Below are 16,499 nucleotides of genomic sequence, written 5' to 3'. Positions count from 1 at the left end.
CGGTCCCAACATCATCAAAGGATCTTTCATCTGCTCCCTCCCCTCATTGCTTCTCCTTGCCTCATTCTGTCCCACCATGCAGGGCATTGGCTTTTGCCCGTTGGAGGGCTTGGGTGACCGCACGGCTTGTGGCAAGAGGATCACGCGCGCCATTCACATGCACCGTGACATTTTGATGGTGATAAACGGATGCACTCTGTTTACTTTTGTCCCTTGCCCCAGTTGCCGCAGGGCTTGTTTGCTGGCGACCGGCAAATTGTACAATCGGCTGCAAAGCTGTTTTGCCACCAAGCCAACTGGGCAAATGAAACATGTTAGATAAATCAATTGAGCCAATCCATCCTTTGGTGCGATGGGGTAAGGATTTAAAAAAGTCAGCCAATTGTGTGATGGAAGACATAAAGCCATCGACAACCCCATTGGCTAGATCTTCTCCAGCCTGTTCCATACCCGCCTTGGCTTCTTCTGAGAGCTTTTCGCGGGCAAAAACACTCCCCTAAATGAGGAATAAGAGAGAACTCCATCGAACAATCAAGAACTACACAATTCCTCTAGTAAAAATAAATATTGATTTTCCTAGATAATCTATCATTCTACCGCAAATAATAGCGCAGCAACTGCACGATCCTCAGCTAACAAAACATTAAATGTACGCACCGCCGCACCTGTACTCATTGTATCTGTTGAGATACGCTTTTCCCATAAAAGCTCCCGTAACTCTTCAGGTAATCGTAATAATTCAACACCAGTACCTATTAGCAAAACTTCAATTTCGGACGATTCTTCTAAAATATGAGCTATATCATGTCGAGTGGGAACAGGCCCTACCATATCAATACCATAAATCCCTGATGGTACACAAATAATAGAACCTCTATGTGACATATCAGCAAAGCGAAATCCACCATTTCCATACGCATCAATAGGCACACGCCCTGGGAAATGCGCCTCACGGATCTGAATTGCATGAAACATGGGCAATATCCTTTATTTTTGAAATAACCACAATCTCATTCTTCTTTTTTTCCAAATCAGCAAAGGACTTATAATGAAGACTGATCTATTTTATCTGAACTCACATACTAATATCGATATAAAATATTTTATACAAAAGATCTGTCTTAACACTGCAATAAATACAAGAAAAATTGGTAATAATCCGTGGTTAAATGTTGCGCTTATTTAAAAAAGATTCATCTTTAAAAAAATTATTTCAGCTAATTTACTCAAAAATAAGAAAATCCTATATTCCAAAAACAATGACACGCTTCAAAGGATAGAGCAATCTTCTGCAATGCTTCATAATGAAGTAGCTATTTTGTAAGTCTATGAAAAACAAATGAAACACTATGCTCATTTATCAACTATAAGACCACCCTTCCAATGAGATTGCCTTTTCTACAGAACCAACAGACTTTTATAAAAATGTATTCTAAACAAATGTAAAAGACTGCAATTATAGTTTAAATATCATTTTCCTTTGATACAGATTCTTCCTCTTTAGGTACACTCACTCTTTCCTTCATAATAGACTTAGATTTCTTCAATGTTTTTGTATTAGAAGGTTTTGATTTTTTTTCTGCAATTGGTTTACCTTTAACGCGAACATCAGATAATGTTGAACGGATAACGCGAATACGCATATCATCACCAATTTCAACCTCTAATTCACCACTTTCATCGTAAACTTTTGTAACCTTTCCGATAATACCACCACCCGTTATAATTGTATCACCACGACGTATAGCATTAAGCATCTCCTGTCGCTTTTTCATTTGCACACGCTGTGGACGAATCATAAAAAAGTACATAATTGCAATAATCAAAATAAACGGAATAAAGCTAACAAGTGAGGGCCCATTGGAAACACCATCTGCAACTTGAGCATAAGCGTTATTAATAAACATTTTCATCTCCTATAGATTAAACTTCAGGTGTTTTCTCACTCTAGTAAAACAGATTTTCAACTAAAAAAAGCTTCCCCAGAGGATTTACATACAAAGCGAAATAACCCCAATGTAATCACAACCTTATAGACAGGCCATAAATCCTTAAAAAATAGAAAGCAACGGACAAAACTTCTAAGGAACAGATTTTTATATATCATTAAATATATACATTCTTAATAATCAAAAAAATAAATGATGCAAAATGATTTTTTACTCATTTAATGAAATCAATTATTCATCATTCTTAAACCTATAAAATTTCTGGCACAAATATTACAAGACTGACTCATAGTAATCGTTTTTTTAGAAAACCCTATAAGCCGCAGATTTCCAAAACACAATTTTATCAATTCTCTAAATATTCAGTAGGATCAACAGGTACAGAATTTTTACGCACCTCAAAATAAACACGTGGAGTTTTAACATTCCCTGAAATACCAGACTTAGCAATTTCATCACCACGTTGTATCCTTTGTCCCTTGTTAACAATAAGCTTACTGTTGCATCCATAAATTGTGATAATATTGTGTTCATGTCGAATCATAACAACATTACCGAGCTCTTTTAACCCATCACTCGCATAGATAACGACGCCATTTTCCGCTGCTTTTACAGATGAGCCTTCAGGTACAGCAATGTCGATCCCTCTATTCGTTGCTGTCCCTTTTTTTTGACCAAATTGGCTTAATAAACGCCCTCGCACTGGCCAACGCATCTTAGAAATTCCTGTGGATTGTGGAGTAATAACATTATCCGTATTTGTTATAGTATCTGAAAAAACAGTCTCATGTCTCAATTGCTTCATAGGCTTGGAAGAATTCTTCCCAATATTTGTTTCATTCTTCTTTGTAGAAGGTAAAGGCATTGCAGGAACTTTATCGATAGACAAAGCTTTCTCGTGTCTTATAGAAGACCTAACTTGAGACTGGAGTGAAGAACCTGCTTTTGATGCAGCCCAATCATCATTGTAGGTATTCGAAGCTTTTGATACACGCTTATTTGGAATCTTAAGGACTTGACCAATATAAATGGAATTACTGCTTATACCATTTGCTAATTTTAATGCTTCAACACTAATCCCTACTTGCCGTGCAATGCTTAACAGTGTATCTCCACTCTGGACAATATAAGAATCTCGCCGAAAAATAGGAGAGTTATCGAGTTGTGAACGGGAAAGCGTTCCAAGATTTCGTGGTGGTGTCCCCATAATTTGACTATCAGAAGAAGACATCCCACCTTGTTGTTGAGAATTATACGCGATATTGTCATCTGTCCATGATTCATTGCTTGGCTCTACAGGAGGTAATTCCGTGCTTTGTATTACACCGCCATACGATAGCATTTGTGAGTCTGTCGGGATAGTGGTGGACATATTGGAATGTGTGGATACTGCATTGTGAGAAAAAATATTAGAAAAACGCTGCGTACCAGAACTACATCCCGCAAAAATCATCGTCATTGCTAAAAAAGCTATTCTCTGAAAATTATGCCAAAAAACATCATTCAAAACTTTTAAACACATAGTTTTGCTCACCCGTTAATACTCAATTAAATCTATTAAAGCTTTTTAATATTACCTAAGAGTTAAAATGAAATATTTTATTCATAAATATCTTTATAATAAGATCAAAATGAATTTATCTATAATAAAAAGGTAAAAGAATTTGCGTAATATCTTAAATTTCAAAAATTAAAGTATTTCTGCAATGCCTTTAATAAAGGGTTGATAGCGCACTTGAAACATTTCTAAACACTCAAATCGACTGCCAATTTTCGTATAGCGTGTTACTTTTTGCACCCCTTCATCAGGCCCTATAGCTTGAATAAGAATCCCATTTTCAGCTAACAGTTCTAAAAATTCCTTTGGTTCATCAGAACGTGACGGCCAAATAAGAATACGATCAAATGATTCTAAACCTGCAACAGTACGGCTTCCATCAATTTGCCTTACAACAATATTTTCAAGTCCCAAAGTTTGAAACTTTTGGCGCGCCAAATTAATAAGTGTTTTATAACGATCAACTGTTATCACACGATCACTTAGACACGCCATAAGAGCGGTACAAAAACCAGATCCTGTACCAATTTCTAAGACACGATGCTTTTTTTTTAACGATAACGCAGAAAGAATCAAAAGCTGCTCTTCCAAGCGTTCAATATACTCACCACACTCAATTGGAATAACTTTATTCTCATAAGCACTACTGAACCAAGGCGCAGCAACAAACTGCTGACGTGGAATCTTCTCAAATGCCGCAAAAAAGCGAACATCATCAATCCCTTTGCTACGCATTTTTAACACAAGACTCGCTAATTCTTCACGAAATCGTAAAATACCCTTTTGCCCCATAGTATCATTCGATCTCCAATGGAGTAGCACCCTTATCATACAGACAACTTATTTTTTTCAAAATGGCAACCCCCAGCGTTTGCATGTTATTTTCTTTCAGCAATAAACGCATAGTGGTTTCTCCTTTCATAAAATTAAGCAGTAATATAACGCTCACCCTTCATATAGGGTTGTAAAACATCTGGCACAATAATTGATCCATCAGCTTGCTGATAATTTTCAAGAATAGCTATAAGACAACGCCCAATGGCCGTACCAGAACCATTAAGACTATGAACGAAGTGTAATGCTTTATCTCCTTCTTTACGATAACGAGCATTCATGCGTCGCCCTTGAAAATCTCCGCAAACTGAACAACTGGAAATTTCGCGATAACACCCTTGACCAGGAAGCCAAACTTCAATGTCATATGTTTTACGTGCAGCAAATCCCATATCACCCGTAGAAAGAACCACCGTGCGAAAAGGCAAACCAAGACGTTTTAACACATCTTCTGCACACTCTGTCATACGTTCCAGTTCTCTTAAAGATTGCTCTTCGGTCGTTATAGATACCATTTCTACCTTCCAAAATTGGTGCTGACGCAACATACCACGTGTGTCACGACCTGCTGCTCCAGCTTCTGAACGAAAACAGGGAGTCAAAGAAGAAAAGCGCAATGGTAAATCTGATATCTCAAGAATTTCATTGTTTACCAAATTGGTTAACGGCACTTCTGCTGTAGAAATTAACCATCGACCGTCTGTCGTTCGAAAAAGATCATCAGCAAATTTGGGCAACTGAGCAGCTCCGTAAACAATCTCATCACGAACCAAAAGAGGTACAGAAACCTCTGTATAACCATGCTCATCAACATGCACATCAAGCATAAATTGACCAAGTGCACGTTCAAGCCGTGCTAATGCTCCTGAAAGTACAGTAAAGCGCGTCCCCGATAAACGACTTGCTCGCTCAAAGTCCATCTGTTTGAGATTTTGGCCAAGATCAAAATGCTCCTTTGGTAAAAAATCAAATGTTGGAGGTATACCAAAATGTCGGATAACAACATTATCACTTTCATCTGCACCTTTTGGAACATCATCCAATGGAAGGTTAGGAAGTGCTGAAAGAGCCTTCTCAAAACTCTCCGTCAACCGTTTTTCTTCCGCTGTGGCAGAAGAAAGAAAGGTTTTAATCTCTTCAACTTCAGCTCTAAGATGTTCAACCATTTTCTGATCATGTGCAGCTAAAGCCTGCCCTATTTCTTTTGAAGCAACATTACGTCGCTCTTGCGCAGATTGTACTTTAGCAACATGTAAGCGACGTTCAAGATCAAGTTTTATTAATCTTTCCGCTTGTGGCTCAAGACCTCGCCTTTCTAGCGCTTCATCTAATTTTTCTGGGTATTCACGAATCCACTTAATATCAAGCATAAAAATTCCTCATTTGCATCGTTTCGATTTGTTTTCTATCACACAAAATATAAACTTCTCTTAAGAGGATTTTTTTCTCTTTTCTATACAGTAAGCAATTAAAATTGAAATTTCATAAAGAGCTATCGTTGGTAAAGCTACTGCAAACATAGTAAAAAAATCCGATGGGGTTACTATCGCCGCTATGATAAAAGAGAGGAGAATAGCCCATTTTCGTTTAGAGACCAGACTCTGAGACGATAAAAGACCAACTTTTGTTAAAAGACTGACTATAAGAGGTAATTGAAAAATCAAACCAAAAATCAGGATAAAGGATGTCATAAAGTTCAAATAATCAGAAATACGGACTATAAACTCTATCCTTAAATGAACATCTGGAAGAATCTGCTGAGAAAGGCTAAACCAAAGCATTATTGGTGCCAAGAGAACATAAACAAATGCTCCCCCAATACAAAACAAAATCGGTCCACCAATGAGAAATGGCAAAAAAGCCATACGCTCATTTTTATAAAGTCCTGGTGCAATAAAGCTATAAAACTGAAATGCTGTATAGGGAAAAGATAAGATAACTGCCCCAAAAGCAGCAAGTTTCATCTTCGTTAAAAAAGTTTCCCATACTTGTGTTGATTGCAAACGAATACTCTCAGGATTACCACCCGATATTTTCATCGCCCATTGATAAGGCCATATTAAAAAATTTAAAATATAATCTTTGATAAGAAAACACATAATAAAAGCCATCAAAAATGCGACTAGAGCAGCAATAATTCGCTGACGCAGTTCAATCAAATGTTCTAAAAGTGGTGCCATATTAGCATCAATTTCATCTTTTTTTACATTCATGACACACCTTCTTCATTTTTAGAAGTTATAGAAACACTTTCAGGGCTATGAAAATTAACAGACTCTGTTAAATCTTCATTGGCTTTGCTCTGTGCACGTCCCAAAACTGCTTTGTCTTTTTTTGATTTATGGTGTGTTGTCTTTATACCAAAATTATCGCTGGGGCTCCCTACTGCATCATGAATAGAATCAAAAGTCTCTGTTAACTCCTTGCTCAGATTAAAATTATTGATATCAGAGAATGTCTTTTGCAAATCATTAAGCTCGACCTGTTTTATTGCATCATCAAATTGGTGACGAAATTCATTCACTGTTGAACGTACATAAATTATTACCCTTGCTATGGTCTTTAGCATTTTAGGTAAATCTTTTGGTCCAACAACAACAACAAGAACAAGTAAGATCACGAGAAACTCTGGCCCATCAATCCCAAACATCGCTTACTCTCAACTGCCTCATTAAAAAAATGTACACTTATTATTGTATCTTGGTTACTTGACATGCCGTTTTTTAGCAACAGGCGCCTTGTCTCTTTTAGTGGAAGAAGAAGCCTTTCTGCGTGCAACTACAGGTTTTACTGATAATGGCTCAGTTTTTTGAGATTCAACATCCATTATTTTGGAATACTTAGCTACTGTAAGCTTATTCTCAATGCTATCTTCCTCTTCTTTCATATTCTTTTTAAAAGCTTTAATCCCTTTAGCAATATCGCCCATTAATTCAGAAACCTTCCCGCGCCGGAATAGCACAAGAATAATCAGTAAAATTACAATTAAATGCGTTGGTGAAAAAATATTACCCATCACTCTCTCTCACTGCTTTTAAATTTGAATTCGTTTGTTCATGCTTACTCTAAAGAAATGCAATCAAATATAATTATATCTTACTTGCATATTTTTTTCAGGTTAAAGGCAATCATATGCTTTTTATTGTAAACTAACTTTTCAGCCTCTTTTTTTATTTAAAAGATCTAAAAACTCTTCTCTTAAAGAATTTTCGTCTGCTCTATCGGGTTTCAATACTTTACAGAAAACATTAGATGCGCATTCCAATGTTTTACCTTTTAAAAATGGCATCATCTGCGCAATCGCAAACACCTCTTTCAAATTACAGTTACAATTAAAGAATGGTATTACAACCCACTGAAAAAATTTACTGAAGGTATAGTCCTCTGAAAGAACTTTCAGTTACGTCATGGGATATTAAAAGCCCACGAAAACACATCTTCTTACGAATAATATTCTCAATAACTCTTTTAGAAAACGTTGCTAGCATCTTATCATAAATCGCTTTATAGACGATATACGCAATTATGGCAGCTGGTAAATTAGCCAAAATTTTAAAAGATATAAAATCGTATTTTTCAAAAATATCAAGCGGTGTATCCAAACTTGTTAACTTAAAATTTATATCAGTGAGTGCTTGTCCGAGAATATATTTCATCACTGGCAAAACGCCCCTATACAAAAACCTTTAAACCGTTTCAGCTCCTAAAACTGTATCTGTTTCTTTGTCCTGAGCATAAGCACACATTCCCATAATATCACAATCATAAAGTCGAAATATAATTCATGCAGCACAAACTCCCTTATTTTTACCTCTTTATATAAACTTTTCCTAATGTTGTAGCCGCTGAGCAATAAGGCACTAAAGATAGAAGGAAATATTGTACCCTGTCCCCTTCTTGATCAATAAAAATACCACAACATCCACTTACCTCACGTAAAGATATGGTAAGCACCTTGATATCATATGCCAATCCTATATTGCCTGCAAACAAAATAAAAGCTCAAGACCTATGCTTAATGATAAAAGGCTTTTTCTTTATCTCTTAGAATGAAAAATAGAAATACCAAAGCTCATAGTCTTTATTTCTAATACTATCATAATACCTCTAGGCTGAACTGTACTTAATCCTTCTTAATTTTATTAAAGCAGCTCATATACTTCATATCAATTTTTTTAAATTATATTTTAATACGTACATAACAACCTAACCATTCCATGCATAAATTTAAAACTTGTACTTTAACTGATAAAATCATTTCTCAAACGCTCATGTTAGAAGTCTTCCTACACCTCAACAGATGTGTTTTACTGCCTTTACTCATATTTTCACAGTAGCTTTATTAAAGAAGAATTCTATCAGTTTAAGAGTATTTTCATCAGATATGTAAAATGTATAAAACTTTAGATCATTGATAAATTTATTGATCAATGTGAAAAGTGATCTTAAAATTTTTAATGCCTCCACTGATGATCCAGTTCATTTATACACTCTCTGGTTCCCTTTTAAGAGAATGACAATACAAAAATTATCTCGTAAATATAAAAAATGACTCAATTGAAATTTTTTCTCTTTGATCATATTTTAGTAAAAGATCTTAATTTTAGACATCAATATAGCTCATAAAAATTGCATTACTCTAAAAGTATAATAAAAAACTACTCATTCATAACATTGATTTTCTTTATTTAGATCAAAATATTTTTTGAACTCTACAACAGGCTTTTTGTTGATATAAAAATCATTTTCTATGTTAATAAAGACGATCATCTATATGGTAGAATTTACTCATGAATTATCGACATGTTTATCATGCTGGCAATTTCGCTGATGTTTTTAAACACATTATTGTCACCCGCATTGTAGAATATCTCAAACGTAAAGAGAAAGCTTTTCGCGTCATAGATACACATGCTGGAATCGGTATTTATGATCTCTCCTCTTTGGAAGCACAAAAAACAGGAGAAGGGCGCGAAGGTGTTCAACGTTTTTTTTCAGCTCCTATCCCAGAAGATTTAAAAGAACTTCTTTGTCCGTGGTATGATATTATTAATGCACTCAATGAAGGAAAAAAAGAAAGAGTATTATATCCCGGCTCTCCTGTTCTTATTCGCCAATTATTGCGTAAACAAGATCGACTGACCGCAATTGAATTACATGATGAAGATTATCATCTTTTAGCAAAAAAATTTGCTGGTGATTATCAAACAAAAGTCCTGCATTTGGATGGTTGGCTTTCTTTAAATGCACATTTGCCACCAAAGGAAAAACGTGGATTTATCCTTGTTGATCCTCCCTTTGAGAAACCTGGTGAGTTTTCTCGCCTTATTGAGGGACTAATGAAAGCATATCGTCGTTTTCCTGGAGGAATCTATGCTTTATGGTATCCTGTTAAATATGACAAAGAAATTGAAAATTTCCTTCATGGACTGTATAAAACAGGAATTCCTAAAATTCTACAACTTGAAATGCGTATTCGAAAAAGTTCAAGACCACCTACGATGCATGGAAGTGGTATGATTCTTATTAACCCTCCCTATCTTCTTGAAGAAGAAATGAAAAAATTAAGCCCCTTTCTTCTCGATCGTTTTGGACAAGATAACAATGCACAAATAACGCATAAATGGATACGAAAAGAGCATTCATTATGTTAGATTTTTTATGTCGCACTGAAATCAAAATCTTCTTCACAAAAATCAAAAATACAAAACGGCTCAGAAATATTGCAAGACTAAAATATCAATTTCCTTGATCTTTTGAAATATACTCCTAATGTACATCATAGTCAGCAGCACAAATTTGTCTTTTAAAACAAAATCTATTTTAATATAGCCTTTCATCATCATAGATTTACTCTTTTTATCCACGAGATACAACGTTAGCAAACTCGGAAAACTTTTTTAGAGACCACCCTTATGTTTTTTATGAAAAGTAAAACAAATTCAAAATTGAATGATCTCACATCATAATGTGTTGTTCATAAGAAAAATGACTATCATTATATCCATAATAGATAAGAACATTTCATATGAAAAACAAACAATACTTTCGGATGAACTGAATGATCCTGAAAAAAAACACAACTTGTTCTAACAATGAAAGAGAAAGACTTCCTTTTCTCTCCCCCATATCATGGGACAATGTCAATAAAGGAAATGATAAACATCAATTTAAAGGTACCAAACTCATACAAGAATTCGTTAAACACCTCCCGCATAAGCCAGGCGTTTATCGAATGATTGATGAACAAGGTGATGTTCTCTATGTTGGCAAAGCACGTAATCTAAAAAAACGTGTTTCAAACTATACGCGTGAACAAGGGCACAATAACCGTATTGCCCGCATGATTCATGCGACATATCATATGGAATTTGTTATAACTCATACAGAAACAGAGGCGCTCCTTTTAGAAGCTAATCTCATAAAAAGATTACATCCACGTTTTAATGTGCTCTTGCGTGACGATAAAAGTTTTCCTTATATCATTATCACTGATGATCATCGCGCACCTGCCCTTTACAAACATCGTGGTGCTCGAACAAGGAAAGCCCACTATTTTGGTCCTTTTGCCTCTTCAGGTGCTGTAACACAAACAATCAATGTTTTACAACGTGCCTTTTTATTACGAACCTGTACCGATGCAGTTTTTGAAAACCGTACACGCCCCTGTTTACTTTATCAAATTAAGCGATGTTCTGCACCCTGTACAGATGAAATTAGTGAGAGTGATTATAGAGAATTGGTGAAAGGAGCAAAAGCTTTTCTTTCAGGAAAAAGCCAATCCGTTAAAAACAATATGGCTCAAGCAATGCATCAAGCTGCAGAAAATCTTGATTTTGAACGAGCAGCAGCCTATCGTGACCGCTTATCAGCTCTCTCGCACATACAAAGTCATCAAGGGATTAACCCGCAAACGATACAAGAAGCAGATGTCTTTGCCATTGCGCAAAAAGAAGGAGAAACCTGCATTCAAGTATTCTTTTTCCGCATGGGACAAAATTGGGGAAACAGAGCTTATTTCCCTAAAGCAGATCCCTCTTTTTCTCGAACTGAAATTTTAGCAAGTTTTCTTGCCCAATTCTATGATGATAAACCTCTTCCAAAACTTATCCTTTTATCTGAAACAATCGAAGAAAAGGCACTCCTTACAGAGGCATTCAGTTTAAAAGCAAATCGAAAAATACTTCTTTCTTTACCTAAACAAGGTGAACGCAAAACCCTTGTTAATCACGCCTATATCAATGCGCATGAAGCCCTAGGACGCAAGCTTGCTGAAACAACGACACAGAGAAAATTACTTCAGGGTCTTGTTGAAATATTCCAACTCCCTCATCCCCCGTCTCGTATAGAAGTCTACGACAATTCCCATATTATGGGGACGAACGCAGTAGGTGTGATGATTGTCGCAGGCCAAATGGGTTTTATTAAAAATCAATATCGCAAATTCAATATTCGCTCGACCGATATTACACCCGGTGACGATTTTGGAATGATGAAAGAAGTCATGAGACGGAGATTTTTACGTCTTATCAAGGAACATGATCTACCTAATAAACGTAAACATATAAAAAGGCAAAATAGTGATTCTTTTCCTATGTGGCCCGATGTCATATTAATTGATGGTGGTGAAGGACAAATAAATAGTGTGCATACAATACTTTCTGAATTAAAATTAGATGATTTTATCACGGTGGTTGGTATAGCTAAAGGTCCTGATCGTAACGCAGGACATGAACGGTTTTTTATAAAAGGCAAAGCACCATTTACACTTTCTCCACGGGATCCTATCCTTTATTTCTTGCAACGCCTCCGTGATGAGGCTCATCGTTTTGCAATTGGAACACACAAAGCAAAACGGAAAAAAGCAACATTCAAAAATCCGCTTGATGAAATCACCAATATTGGCCCAACAAGAAAGCGCGCTTTACTTCATCATTTCGGAAGCGCTAAAGCTATTGCCGATGCTTCACTTGAAGATTTGACAAAAGTTACAGGAATTTCCATTACCATTGCACAAAAAATTCATAACTATTTTAATGAAAAATAAACTTGTTTCGTAATCCTTGCCTTGTTACGTTTATAAAATAAACTATATCTTATAAAGAATTGAAAATAGCTCTATGAAAAATCATACTTTTTCTTTTCCAAATATTCTCACTTATGCACGAATTATCGCAGTGCCAATGGTTGTTGCATGCTTTTTTATAGAGGGACGACTGCAATCAAGTGATATCGCACGTTGGACAGCTGCTTCCATTTTTATTATTGCATCAATTACTGACTTTCTTGATGGCTACCTTGCTCGTATTTGGGAACAAACCTCCAATATTGGTCGCATGTTAGATCCAATTGCAGATAAGCTCCTCGTCTCTGCCTGTTTGCTTTTGCTTGCCGCAGATAGTACAATTGCTGGATGGACCCTATGGGCTGCTATCATCATTCTTTGCCGAGAAATTCTTGTATCAGGATTACGTGAATATCTGGCTGAATTAAAAGTCAGTGTTCCTGTCTCTCGTCTTGCAAAGTGGAAAACTTTTGTACAAATGATAGCTATCGTTTTTCTGTTGGCGGGACCAGCTGGTAATAAAATTATCCCGCACATAACAAACTTTGGCATCATGATGCTATGGATTTCTGCTCTCCTCACATTGTGGACAGGATGGGACTATTTTCGCGCAGGTTTAAAACACGTCATCACATGAAGATGAGCTTCATACAGTTTTTCTCAGAAATTTATAACTCCATAAGAAAAAACCTGAAACACGATGTTTCGAGGTTTTTTCTTTTCACTCATCTTTTTATTAACCAACAATTTCTATTTCAGAAAACCAAAAAGCAATTTCTGTTTTTGCTGTTTCAGCACCATCTGAACCATGAACAGAGTTTTCGCCAATCGACAAAGCGTGTATTTTACGAATTGTTCCCTCCTGTGCATCCATGGGATTTGTTGCCCCCATCACTTCGCGGTTTTTAGCTATTGCATTTTCACCTTCCAAAACCTGTACAACCGTTGGACCAGAAGACATAAATTCAACCAATTCACCAAAAAATGGACGTTCTTTATGAACTGCATAAAATTTTTCAGCTTCACGCTGACTCATCCAAACCCGCTTAGAAGCAATGACACGCAGGCCCGCATCTTCAAGCATTTTAGTAATTGCCCCCGTCAAATTACGACGCGTCGCATCTGGTTTAATCATCGAAAAAGTACGCTCTATAGCCATTTAACCACCTTTATTACATTTATAATATTATCGGATCACTCTATAGCGAGCGGATCACCTTTTGCCAAGAGCCTGTACAAAAGTCCGCAGAAAATTTTAAAAATGGGCGCACTAATCAGTGCAAATCTCAGTAAATAACAGAAATATTTATGATATCCGATCTCCTTATAACAGAACAACCCTTCTCATTGAAGTCCTTGTATAAACTGAGATATTTTTCTTCAAAAGAACCATTCACCAAGAAGAAAAATACAAGAAAAACGACACCCAGTAGGAATATATAGTCTTTACAAAAAGATCAACTTTTCTCAAAGCGCTGCCTAAATATCACATAACTCACTGCCTCAAGACCTCATATACTAAAAACAAAGGACAACCACATTTAAAAACTATAGCGCATACCCAAGGTCCCTTGGAGTGACTGCTTAACTTTGCGCCCTTTGACATAATGCGCTTCTGCATAAAGCTTTAGTTTATCACTCAATAAACTACTCAAACCTATTCCTAATTTACCCGCATCTCCTGATAAATCGGTGCTAAATTTATGCTGTTTATTAATTGTCGTGTGATTACCATCTCTATTCTCACGCAACCATGCAGCAGTAATATACGCCAGCGATGAACTCTCTATACCAGAACCAAACTCATACCCTAAAGATAAACCAACCTCACTGCGTAAAGACGTGAAAGGGCTTATATCACCTATCATCTTGTTCGTAAGTTTTATTTCTTTACCTGCAGCTTGCAACCATGTGAATTGTGCATAAGGCTGCATCCAACTGCTCTTTGCTATCTTCATACGATATCCACCTTCAAGGGATGCTCCAACCGCCCATTGCTTATAACTCCCTTCAATGTCTAAACCATTCGTTGAAACTGCTTTCAGAGTATTTTCATAATGATTATATTTCAAAACACTGTCTAAATACCATCCACTATGAGAAAAATAGGTCGCATAAGCTCCAATGCCATAGGCCTTTATGCTACTGGTACCACCTCGAGCATGAGCAACACGTGCTTGATCATAACTGCCAAAACCACCAAGATAAAAATCTCCATTTGTCAGATCACTAACACCAGTGATACCGAGCACTACACCTGTCTGCTCCAGCTTAAAGTCTAAATGGTTTGCGGAAATGCTTTCTTTACTCTTGATTGCAGATGCCCATAGAGCAGGATTCTTTTTATTTCTCTCTAGAATTCCTCGCCCAGAACGCACGGTTTGTAACTCATTGTGGAAAACAAGATGAGGAGCCACAGACAGTGATAATACCGCATCTGTAGAGGGAGTGGTTAAAAAATCAGAAACTGGAATCTCCTGAATTAATTGCAAAGGAAGTTGATCTTGATTACTTGGGCGTAACATTATCTGATCAGTTAGCGATGCAGTATCTACAGAAACAACACCCTCCTGTTGTTCCTCAGAAGGATGATGGTTTGCAGCACGTATCACCTCAGGAGTTTGATTTCCTAGAGATAATACCGGAGGCTGCTGCTGATCTCTTAAATGCCGCGGAGGTCTTGGTTGGGGAGGTAACTTATTGTGCCTTCCATTATTCTTCTTCTGAGATGTACTCGTTCCCATATCCGTAAAAATAGGAACTTTCGGTTTTCTACTTTTACGCGGAAAAGAAATCTCCGAGGAACTTGATCTACCATTCGCTAGGCCTAAATACCAGATTGTAGAACCACCACTGGAATCGGCATTCCTCTCTGTCTTATACAAACGATACGTATAAGTTCCAATGTCAACAGCTTCAGTTGCCTCACCGGATTGGTTTTCCAGAGCAAAATTAGCCCCTCCATTTTGACTTCTATCGGTAATCAAATTAATCCCCGTAACAAGACTACCGCTTCGTAAGAGAGAAGCTGTGATTTCAGTCCCAGAATCGGTAACGCTTATTTTGTGATTGCCGTAACCTCCCTCAATAAACAAATAATCACTACCGTCACCTATATCACTAAGATTGAACTTAAAGTGTAAATTCCCTGAAAGATTTTCAACATAGAGTAAAACATGACGTGGATCGTACTGGATAGAAGTGAAAATGACAGTTCCATTTCCCGTTAAATTCTCAATATAAATTTGAGGTTTTTCGTTAGGTTTCCGCTCACCCACCAAAAATAACATTTCTTCAACTCTTCCCTCCACAGAAAGTTTTTGTTTAGTGAGATGATCAGTGGTATCACCAGCCAGTAAATAAAGGCGTCCTCTATCATTAACCTCTACATCTCCAACGATATCCTTTACACCAGCATGTAACCATGAACTAGCAGTATTCGTAATCGTTAGACTATCCAAAAATCCACCAGGATAAACAACTTGAACAGCCTTATCTTGCAAGGTAGTGCCAAAGGCCTCTCCTCCCATTAAAACATGTTGTCGACCGTTCTCAGAAACCACAGTACTCATTGCCTTTCCCCCCTCTTTTCTTTGTCCCTTGTAAAGATTTTGTTCTCCATCTTTCCCCACTTTTGTATTCGAAACCCAGGCCTCATCATACACGTTTTGTTGTCCTACAACTCCATCTTTACCAGAAACTGTAACATTATAAGCGCTGCTTTTCTTCGCCACAGTTTTAGGATCAAAACTCTTTTCTTCGAAAACCAACTGTTTACCACCAAGGATTTTAATCTCTGCGGCAGTCCCTCCACGCGTAACTATTTGCATCCCACCTTTATCAACAGTAGACCACGTAGAAATTCCACCATTATCAACAATCTCGACACCGCCATCACCAATTGTAAGATTAGTACTGAAAAGAGAGGTAATCTGTGTTGAGCCTTTCGAGATTGTCTCCCCACTTATCACCTTCATCATATGAGGTAGCTCCTCATCATTATTTTCAAATGCACTTGTAATTTGCACAAGACAACTACTGATCATCAATACTGAAAAACTTAATTTGCATTTATGTCGCATAATCTACTCTC

The 16,499-nt window shown here is 36.8% G+C and carries 15 protein-coding genes; 3 read left to right on the top strand and 12 right to left on the bottom strand.

Features of this window, described 5'->3' with window-relative positions; genetic code table 11:
- Window positions 1-61: 61 nt before the first annotated feature.
- From AC0QT1_RS05815 to AC0QT1_RS05770, 10 genes are all read right to left on the bottom strand, one after another.
- Window positions 62-448, bottom strand: coding sequence for a hypothetical protein (locus AC0QT1_RS05815; RefSeq protein WP_473201834.1), 387 nt, complete (start codon window positions 446-448; stop codon window positions 62-64).
- Between the two features lie 140 nt (window positions 449-588).
- Window positions 589-975 carry an Mth938-like domain-containing protein gene (locus tag AC0QT1_RS05810; RefSeq protein WP_473200633.1) on the bottom strand — a complete coding sequence of 129 codons (387 nt, stop codon included), beginning with the start codon at window positions 973-975 and terminating at the stop codon, window positions 589-591.
- A gap of 488 nt (window positions 976-1,463) precedes the next feature.
- Window positions 1,464-1,907 (bottom strand): preprotein translocase subunit YajC, encoded by a 444-nt coding sequence (yajC, locus tag AC0QT1_RS05805; protein WP_473201833.1) that lies wholly within the window; start codon window positions 1,905-1,907, stop codon window positions 1,464-1,466.
- A gap of 388 nt (window positions 1,908-2,295) precedes the next feature.
- Window positions 2,296-3,471, bottom strand: a complete 1,176-nt coding sequence (locus AC0QT1_RS05800) for a peptidoglycan DD-metalloendopeptidase family protein (RefSeq protein ID WP_473200631.1) — start codon at window positions 3,469-3,471, stop codon at window positions 2,296-2,298.
- A 168-nt stretch (window positions 3,472-3,639) separates the two neighbouring features.
- Window positions 3,640-4,299, bottom strand: a complete 660-nt coding sequence (locus tag AC0QT1_RS05795; RefSeq protein WP_473201832.1) for a protein-L-isoaspartate(D-aspartate) O-methyltransferase — start codon at window positions 4,297-4,299, stop codon at window positions 3,640-3,642.
- A gap of 134 nt (window positions 4,300-4,433) precedes the next feature.
- Complete coding sequence (gene serS, locus AC0QT1_RS05790; protein WP_473201831.1) at window positions 4,434-5,711, bottom strand: serine--tRNA ligase; 1,278 nt, start codon at window positions 5,709-5,711, stop codon at window positions 4,434-4,436.
- Window positions 5,712-5,771: 60 nt separating this feature from the next.
- Complete coding sequence (gene tatC / locus AC0QT1_RS05785) at window positions 5,772-6,554, bottom strand: twin-arginine translocase subunit TatC (protein WP_473200628.1); 783 nt, start codon at window positions 6,552-6,554, stop codon at window positions 5,772-5,774.
- A complete protein-coding gene (tatB, locus tag AC0QT1_RS05780; RefSeq protein WP_473201830.1) occupies window positions 6,551-6,991 on the bottom strand; it encodes a Sec-independent protein translocase protein TatB in 441 nt (146 codons plus the stop codon). Before tatB ends, tatC begins: the two co-directional genes overlap by 4 nt.
- A 54-nt stretch (window positions 6,992-7,045) precedes the next feature.
- A complete protein-coding gene (gene tatA, locus AC0QT1_RS05775; protein WP_473201829.1) occupies window positions 7,046-7,357 on the bottom strand; it encodes a twin-arginine translocase TatA/TatE family subunit in 312 nt (103 codons plus the stop codon).
- A gap of 349 nt (window positions 7,358-7,706) precedes the next feature.
- Complete coding sequence (locus tag AC0QT1_RS05770) at window positions 7,707-7,997, bottom strand: hypothetical protein (protein ID WP_473201828.1); 291 nt, start codon at window positions 7,995-7,997, stop codon at window positions 7,707-7,709.
- Between the two features lie 1,134 nt (window positions 7,998-9,131).
- Here AC0QT1_RS05770 and AC0QT1_RS05765 point away from each other — a divergent pair.
- The 3 genes from AC0QT1_RS05765 to pgsA all read left to right on the top strand — a co-directional run bounded on the left by AC0QT1_RS05765 (window position 9,132) and on the right by pgsA (window position 13,043).
- On the top strand, window positions 9,132-9,995 hold the full coding sequence (locus AC0QT1_RS05765) for a 23S rRNA (adenine(2030)-N(6))-methyltransferase RlmJ (RefSeq protein WP_473201827.1): 864 nt from the start codon (window positions 9,132-9,134) through the stop codon (window positions 9,993-9,995).
- A gap of 407 nt (window positions 9,996-10,402) precedes the next feature.
- Window positions 10,403-12,388, top strand: coding sequence for an excinuclease ABC subunit UvrC (gene uvrC, locus AC0QT1_RS05760; RefSeq protein ID WP_473200623.1), 1,986 nt, complete (start codon window positions 10,403-10,405; stop codon window positions 12,386-12,388).
- A 73-nt stretch (window positions 12,389-12,461) separates the two neighbouring features.
- Window positions 12,462-13,043 carry a CDP-diacylglycerol--glycerol-3-phosphate 3-phosphatidyltransferase gene (gene pgsA, locus AC0QT1_RS05755; RefSeq protein ID WP_473200622.1) on the top strand — a complete coding sequence of 194 codons (582 nt, stop codon included), beginning with the start codon at window positions 12,462-12,464 and terminating at the stop codon, window positions 13,041-13,043.
- 99 nt (window positions 13,044-13,142) lie between these two features.
- Here pgsA and ndk read toward each other — a convergent pair whose 3' ends face one another.
- Window positions 13,143-13,565: a nucleoside-diphosphate kinase gene (gene ndk / locus AC0QT1_RS05750; RefSeq protein WP_473200621.1), complete on the bottom strand. Its 423-nt coding sequence runs from the start codon at window positions 13,563-13,565 to the stop codon at window positions 13,143-13,145.
- Between the two features lie 382 nt (window positions 13,566-13,947).
- Entirely contained in the window at window positions 13,948-16,488 is a 2,541-nt protein-coding gene (bafA, locus tag AC0QT1_RS05745) for a BafA family autotransporter (RefSeq protein WP_473201826.1), read from the bottom strand.
- Window positions 16,489-16,499: the final 11 nt, after the last annotated feature.

The sequence above is a fragment of the Bartonella sp. P12B genome (genome assembly GCF_055796185.1).
Note: the sequence above shows the minus strand (reverse complement) of the source record. Positions and strands in the feature narration are given on the sequence as shown.

Excerpts from the sequence above, each read along its gene's own strand:
- AC0QT1_RS05815 (WP_473201834.1), bottom strand. The coding sequence starts at position 448 with ATGGAACAGGCTGGAGAAGATCTAGCCAATGGGGTTGTCGATGGCTTT.
- AC0QT1_RS05810 (WP_473200633.1), bottom strand. The coding sequence starts at position 975 with ATGTTTCATGCAATTCAGATCCGTGAGGCGCATTTCCCAGGGCGTGTG.
- yajC (WP_473201833.1), bottom strand. The coding sequence starts at position 1,907 with ATGTTTATTAATAACGCTTATGCTCAAGTTGCAGATGGTGTTTCCAAT.
- AC0QT1_RS05800 (WP_473200631.1), bottom strand. The coding sequence starts at position 3,471 with ATGTGTTTAAAAGTTTTGAATGATGTTTTTTGGCATAATTTTCAGAGA.
- AC0QT1_RS05795 (WP_473201832.1), bottom strand. The coding sequence starts at position 4,299 with ATGGGGCAAAAGGGTATTTTACGATTTCGTGAAGAATTAGCGAGTCTT.
- serS (WP_473201831.1), bottom strand. The coding sequence starts at position 5,711 with ATGCTTGATATTAAGTGGATTCGTGAATACCCAGAAAAATTAGATGAA.
- tatC (WP_473200628.1), bottom strand. The coding sequence starts at position 6,554 with ATGAATGTAAAAAAAGATGAAATTGATGCTAATATGGCACCACTTTTA.
- tatB (WP_473201830.1), bottom strand. The coding sequence starts at position 6,991 with ATGTTTGGGATTGATGGGCCAGAGTTTCTCGTGATCTTACTTGTTCTT.
- tatA (WP_473201829.1), bottom strand. The coding sequence starts at position 7,357 with ATGGGTAATATTTTTTCACCAACGCATTTAATTGTAATTTTACTGATT.
- AC0QT1_RS05770 (WP_473201828.1), bottom strand. The coding sequence starts at position 7,997 with ATGAAATATATTCTCGGACAAGCACTCACTGATATAAATTTTAAGTTA.
- AC0QT1_RS05765 (WP_473201827.1), top strand. The coding sequence starts at position 9,132 with ATGAATTATCGACATGTTTATCATGCTGGCAATTTCGCTGATGTTTTT.
- uvrC (WP_473200623.1), top strand. The coding sequence starts at position 10,403 with ATGATCCTGAAAAAAAACACAACTTGTTCTAACAATGAAAGAGAAAGA.
- pgsA (WP_473200622.1), top strand. The coding sequence starts at position 12,462 with ATGAAAAATCATACTTTTTCTTTTCCAAATATTCTCACTTATGCACGA.
- ndk (WP_473200621.1), bottom strand. The coding sequence starts at position 13,565 with ATGGCTATAGAGCGTACTTTTTCGATGATTAAACCAGATGCGACGCGT.
- bafA (WP_473201826.1), bottom strand. The coding sequence starts at position 16,488 with ATGCGACATAAATGCAAATTAAGTTTTTCAGTATTGATGATCAGTAGT.